General features: G+C 64.0%; 4 protein-coding genes. All 4 read right to left on the bottom strand.

Features of this window, described 5'->3' with window-relative positions:
• On the bottom strand, window positions 1–484 hold a 484-nt coding region (locus VJS90_RS04275), incomplete at its 3' end, for a DUF934 domain-containing protein (RefSeq protein ID WP_324119402.1).
• Complete coding sequence (locus VJS90_RS04270) at window positions 468–2,120, bottom strand: nitrite/sulfite reductase (protein WP_324119401.1); 1,653 nt, start codon at window positions 2,118–2,120, stop codon at window positions 468–470. The genes VJS90_RS04270 and VJS90_RS04275, both read right to left, overlap by 17 nt.
• 339 nt (window positions 2,121–2,459) lie before the next feature.
• The gene (locus VJS90_RS04265) at window positions 2,460–2,678 is read right to left on the bottom strand and encodes a DUF2970 domain-containing protein (protein ID WP_324119400.1); all 219 of its coding nucleotides are present in this window, start codon (window positions 2,676–2,678) and stop codon (window positions 2,460–2,462) included.
• Between the two features lie 123 nt (window positions 2,679–2,801).
• A partial coding sequence (gene metH, locus VJS90_RS04260) for a methionine synthase (protein WP_324119399.1) occupies window positions 2,802–6,126 on the bottom strand: 3,325 nt, incomplete at its 5' end.

The following is a 6,126-nucleotide window of genomic DNA, read 5'->3' as shown; positions in this document are numbered from 1 at the left end:
GGAACAGCGGCAGCGGCTCGTCGGCGGCGGCCTGGTAGGTCACCGAGAAATCCGTCAGCCCTTGCAGCGCTTCTTCCGGGTCCTTGTCAGGGCGGATGGCAAACGCATCGAACCCGCAGCGGGCCATGAAGAACAGCTGGTCACGCAGCACGTCACCGATGGCGCGCAGCTCGCCGGTGAACTTGTAGCGGTCACGCAGCAGGCGCGCGTTGGAGTAGTTGCGCCCGTCGGTGAAGGCCGGGAAGTTCAGGGCGATGACCTGGAAATGCGCGACGTCTTCGCCAATTTCCTCGGCTTCCTCGTCGCTGTCGAGCCACACGCCCAGGCCGCCGTCGCGGGCCTTGAGCGCATGGCCGTGGTCACGCCAGAGCTGCAGCGGCACGATGTAGTCGTCGCAGTTGGTCAGCTCGTCCAGGCTGACGTCCTTGGGCAGCAAGTGCCAGGTTTCGTCGACCAGCTGGTTGTTCTTAATGATTCGCTGCATAGACGCGTTCCTTGAAAGGGTCGATGCCAATACGCTGGTAGGTGTCGATGAAGCGCTCTTCCTCGGTGCGTTTCTCGATGTACACCGCGATCAGCTTGTCGATCACATCTGCCATCTGGTCCTGGGCGAACGATGGGCCGAGGATCTTGCCCAGACTTGCGTTGCGCGCGGCATTGCCGCCGAGCGAGACCTGGTAGAACTCCTCGCCCTTCTTGTCCACGCCCAGGATGCCGATATGGCCAACATGGTGGTGGCCGCAGGCGTTCATGCAGCCAGAGATGTTCAGGTCCAGCTCGCCGATGTCGAACAGGTAGTCCAGGTCGTCGAAACGGCGCTGGATGGATTCGGCGATCGGGATCGATTTGGCGTTGGCCAGCGAGCAGTAGTCACCGCCCGGGCAGCAGATGATGTCGGTCAGCAGGCCGATGTTCGGCGTGGCGAAGCCCAGGTCGCGCAGCTCCAGCCAGAGCGCGTGCAACTGGCGCTGCTCGACGTCGGCCAGGATGATGTTCTGCTCGTGCGAGGTGCGCAGGAAACCGAAGCTGTAGCGGTCGGCAAGTTCGGCGACCGCGTCGAGCTGCTTGTCGGTCAGGTCGCCCGGCGCGACGCCGGTCGGCTTGAGCGACAGGGTCACGGCCACGTAGCCAGGGCGCTTGTGCGCGCGGATGTTGCGCGAGCGCCAGCGGGCGAAGCCTGGGTTCTGCTGGTCGAGTTCCGCGTAGTCGACGTTGTCCAGCGCCAGGTACTCGGGGTCGACGAAGTGGCGCGAGACGCGCTGTACTTCAGCCTCGGTGAGGGTGCTGGCGCCGCCGCGCAGGTGGACCATCTCGGCCTCGACCTTCTCGGCGAACACTTCAGGTGTCAGGGCCTTGACCAGGATTTTGATCCGCGCCTTGTACTTGTTGTCACGGCGACCGTAACGGTTGTACACGCGCAGGATGGCGTCCAGGTAGCTGATCAGGTCCTGCCACGGCAGGAACTCGTTGATGAACGAGCCAACCACCGGCGTACGGCCCAGGCCGCCGCCGACCAGCACGCGGAAGCCCAGCTCGCCGGCCTCGTTGTACACAGGCTCAAGGCCGATGTCGTGCACTTCGATGGCGGCGCGGTCGTCCTTCGAGCCGTTGACGGCGATCTTGAACTTGCGCGGCAGGTAGGCGAATTCCGGGTGGAACGTGGTCCACTGGCGGATGATCTCGCACCATGGGCGCGGGTCGATCACTTCGTCGGCGGCAACGCCTGCGAACTGGTCGGTGGTGGTGTTGCGCAGGCAGTTGCCGCTGGTCTGGATCGCGTGCATCTGCACGGTGGCCAACTGCGCGAGGATCTCGGGGATGTCTTCCAGCGCAGGCCAGTTGTACTGCACGTTCTGCCGCGTGCTGATGTGCGCGTAGCCCTTGTCGTAGTCACGGGCGATCTTCGCCAGCATGCGAACCTGGTGAGCGCTCAGCTGGCCGTAAGGCACGGCGACGCGCAACATCGGGGCAAAACGTTGGATATAGAGGCCATTCTGCAGGCGCAGAGGGCGGAATTCTTCTTCGCTCAGCTCACCGGCCAGATAGCGGCGGGTCTGATCACGGAACTGCTTGACGCGGTCCTCGATGATCCGCTGATCGTACTCGTCGTATACGTACATAAGGGTCCTGTCTCAGGCTGCATGCAGCTAATCGCGCGCACGGCCGCGCACTCCCGTAGCGGAGCCGTGGAAAGATAGCAGGTTGTGTTTATGCGCTAAAGTGATGTTTTTGCATATGAAAAGAACCATTTGGACTAACTGAGACTGACTGGCATTTCCCTGCTTGAGGTGAGGGCATTGCTGGGCTTAACTGCTGTGGAAGAAGTGCATTCCGATAATCACTACAAGAGGCAATGCAAATGGGAAACTCGACCAAAGCGCGCAAGTCTGACAGCAGTGTCGATGCCTGGGCGATTCTTGCCCTGATCATTCTGGTTGTCGTGACGGCCGTGTACTGGGTCAGCCACCAGTAAGGTGCAGGGCCAGCTGCACCAGGGCGATCAGCACCAGGATGAAGACCAGCGTGAAGCCCGCGCCCAGCGCGATGAAGTGGCTGGCCTTGCCGTGGGTGAAGTCGCGGGCGCGGTTCTTGCCCGACTGCACGCCGAAGGCGGCGGCGAGGATGCTGTGCAGCATCTGCCAGAAGGTGGGGGGCTTGCCGGGGTCTTCGTCGGCCATGAGGCGGTTCCCTGGTTCAAATGATCAGGAGACAGTGTAGACCCGGCGATGCCTTCTGGTTCGCGGCCCCGAAGGGGCCGCAAAACCTGCAACCCCGTCAATCAGGCCGAGTGCATTGGCGAATCAGCTGTCATACCCAAGGTTCGGCGCCAGCCAGCGCTCGGTCACGCCGAGTTCCTGGCCCTTGCGCGCGCTGTAGCTCTCGATCTGGTCCTTGTCGACCTTGCCCACAGCGAAGTACTGCGCCTGTGGATGCGCGAAGTACCAGCCGCTGACCGCCGCCGCCGGGAACATGGCGAAGTGCTCGGTGAGGAACACGCCGCTCTGGCCCGTCTCGCCAATGGCGGTGCCATCGAGCAGGCGGAACAGGGTTTCCTTCTCGGTGTGGTCCGGGCACGCCGGGTAGCCGGGGGCCGGGCGGATACCGCTGTACTGCTCCTTGATCAACGCCTCGTTGCTCAGGTGCTCGTCCTTGGCATAACCCCAGTGCTCCTTGCGCACCTGCTCGTGCAGCCATTCGGCGCAGGCCTCGGCCAGACGGTCGGCCAGGGCCTTGACCATGATCGAGTTGTAGTCGTCACCCTTGTCCTGATACGCCTTGGCCACTTCCTCGGCACCGATGCCGGCCGTGGTGATGAATCCACCCACGTAGTCGGTCAGGCCGCTGTCCTTGGGCGCGACAAAGTCGGCCAGCGAGAAGTTCGGCTTGCTGTCGGGCTTGATGGTCTGCTGGCGCAGGTGGTGCAGGGTCGCCAGCGGCTGGCCGTCGTCGCCGTAGACTTCGATATCGTCATCCTTGACCTGGTTGGCCGGCCAGAAACCGAACACCGCCCGCGCGCTGATCAGCTTTTCGTCGATCAGCTTGTCGAGCATCTCGCGGGCGTCCTTGTACAGCGCGGTCGCCGCTTCACCCACCACCTCGTCGGTGAGAATGCGCGGGAACTTGCCGGCCAGGTCCCAGGAAATGAAGAACGGCGTCCAGTCGATGTATTCGGCCAGGGTGCGCAGGTCGATGTCCTGCAGCACCTTGACGCCGGTGAAGCTCGGCTTCGCCGGGGTGTAGCCAGCCCAGTCGTACTGGGGCTTGGCCGCGATCGACTGGGCGTAGCTCAGGCGCTCGGTACGGGCGCTGCGGTTGGCGGTGCGCTCACGAACGTCGATGTAGTCCAGGCGGGTCTTCTCGACGAAGGCCGGCTTGAGTTCCCTGGACAGCAACTGGGTTGCCACGCCCACGGCGCGCGAGGCGTCGGTGACGTAGACGACCGCGTCGTTGCTGTACTTGGGCTCGATCTTCACCGCCGTGTGCGCCTTGGAGGTGGTCGCGCCGCCGATCATCAGCGGCAGGTGGAAGTCCTGGCGCTGCATCTCGCGGGCAACGTGCACCATCTCGTCCAGCGACGGGGTGATCAGACCGGACAGCCCGATGATGTCGCACTTCTGCTCGCGGGCGGTCTGCAGGATCTTCTCGGCCGGGACCATCACGCCCAGGTCGACGATGTCGTAGCCGTTGCAACCGAGCACCACGCCGACGATGTTCTTGCCGATGTCATGCACGTCGCCCTTGACGGTGGCCATCAGGATCTTGCCCTTGGCCTCGGGCTTGTCGCCTTTCTCGGCCTCGATGAACGGGATCAGGTGGGCCACGGCCTGCTTCATCACGCGCGCCGACTTGACCACCTGGGGCAGGAACATCTTGCCCGCGCCGAACAGGTCGCCGACGATGTTCATGCCGCTCATCAGCGGGCCTTCGATCACCTCGATGGGGCGCGCGCACTGCTGCCGGCACTCCTCGGTGTCCTCGACGATGTGCGCGGTGATGCCTTTGACCAGCGCGTGCTCCAGGCGTTTTTCCACCGGCAGCGAGCGCCAGGCTTCGTTCTCGACTTCCTTGGCAGCGCCGCCGCCCTTGTAGTCATCGGCGATCGCCAGCAGGTTGTCGGTGCCTTCGGGGGTGCGGTTGAGCACCACGTCCTCGACCCTCTCGCGCAGCGCCTGCGGGATCTCGTCGTAGATCTCCAGCTGGCCGGCGTTGACGATACCCATGGTCAGGCCATTGCGGATGGCATGGAACAGGAACACCGAGTGGATCGCCTCGCGCACCGGGTTGTTGCCACGGAACGAGAACGACACGTTCGACACGCCGCCCGAGGTCAGCGCGTAGGGCAGGTGGTCGCGGATGTAGGCGCAGGCTTCGATGAAGTCCACGGCATAGTTGTTGTGCTCTTCGATGCCGGTGGCGACGGCGAAGATGTTCGGGTCGAAGATGATGTCTTCCGGCGGGAAGCCCACTTCATTGACCAGGATGTCGTAGCTGCGCTGGCAGATCTCGCGCTTGCGCGCGGCAGTGTCGGCCTGGCCGACTTCGTCGAAGGCCATCACCACCACCGCGGCGCCGTAGCGCTTGCACAGGCGCGCGTGATGCTTGAATGCCTCGACGCCTTCCTTCATCGAGATCGAGTTGACGATGCCCTTGCCCTGGATGCACTTGAGGCCCGCCTCGATCACTTCCCACTTGGAGGAGTCGATCATGATCGGCACGCGCGAGATGTCCGGCTCGCCGGCGATCAGGTTGAGGAAACGCACCATGGCCGCCTGGGAGTCGAGCATCCCTTCGTCCATATTGATGTCGATCACCTGGGCGCCAGCCTCGACCTGCTGCAGCGCCACTTCCAGGGCTTCGGTGTAGTTTTCCTCGCGGATCAGCCGGGCGAACTTCGCCGAGCCGGTGATGTTGGTCCGCTCGCCGACGTTGACGAACAGCGAGCTGCGATCGATGGTGAACGGCTCGAGGCCCGACAGGCGGCAGGCCTTGGGAATGTCCGGGATCGGGCGCGGTGCATGCTTGGCCACGGCTTCGGCGATGGCCTGGATATGGCCCGGGGTGGTACCGCAGCAACCGCCAATGATATTGAGGAAGCCGCTGGCCGCGAACTCCTCGACCACCACGGCCATCTCGGCTGGAGTCTCGTCGTACTCGCCAAAAGCGTTCGGCAGGCCGGCGTTGGGGTGCGCCGACACGTGGGTGCCGGCCTTTTCCGACAGCTCTTCGAGGTACGGGCGCAGTTCCTTGGCGCCCAGGGCGCAGTTCAGGCCGACCGAGATCGGGTTGGCGTGGCGCACCGAGTTCCAGAACGCTTCGGTGGTCTGGCCCGACAGGGTACGGCCGGAGGCGTCGGTGATGGTGCCGGAAATCATGATCGGCAGCTCGACGCCGTCGTCCTCGAACACCTGCTGCACGGCGAAGATCGCCGCCTTGGCGTTGAGCGTGTCGAAGATGGTCTCGATCAGGATCAGGTCGGCGCCGCCCGCGATCAGCCCGCGGGTGGCTTCGATGTAGTTGACGACCAGTTCGTCGAAGGTGACGTTGCGATAGCCCGGGTCGTTGACGTCCGGCGAGATCGAGCAGGTACGGCTGGTCGGGCCGAGCACGCCGGCGACGAAGCGCGGC

This window comes from Pseudomonas sp., assembly GCF_035277045.1.
Classification (GTDB): Bacteria; Pseudomonadota; Gammaproteobacteria; order Pseudomonadales; family Pseudomonadaceae; genus Aquipseudomonas.
This window is presented reverse-complemented; position numbering and strand designations above follow the sequence as displayed.

What these genes read in the sequence shown, in the direction of transcription:
- VJS90_RS04270 (WP_324119401.1), bottom strand. Translation starts at nt 2,120, where the DNA reads ATGTACGTATACGACGAGTACGATCAGCGGATCATCGAGGACCGCGTC.
- VJS90_RS04265 (WP_324119400.1), bottom strand. Translation starts at nt 2,678, where the DNA reads ATGGCCGACGAAGACCCCGGCAAGCCCCCCACCTTCTGGCAGATGCTG.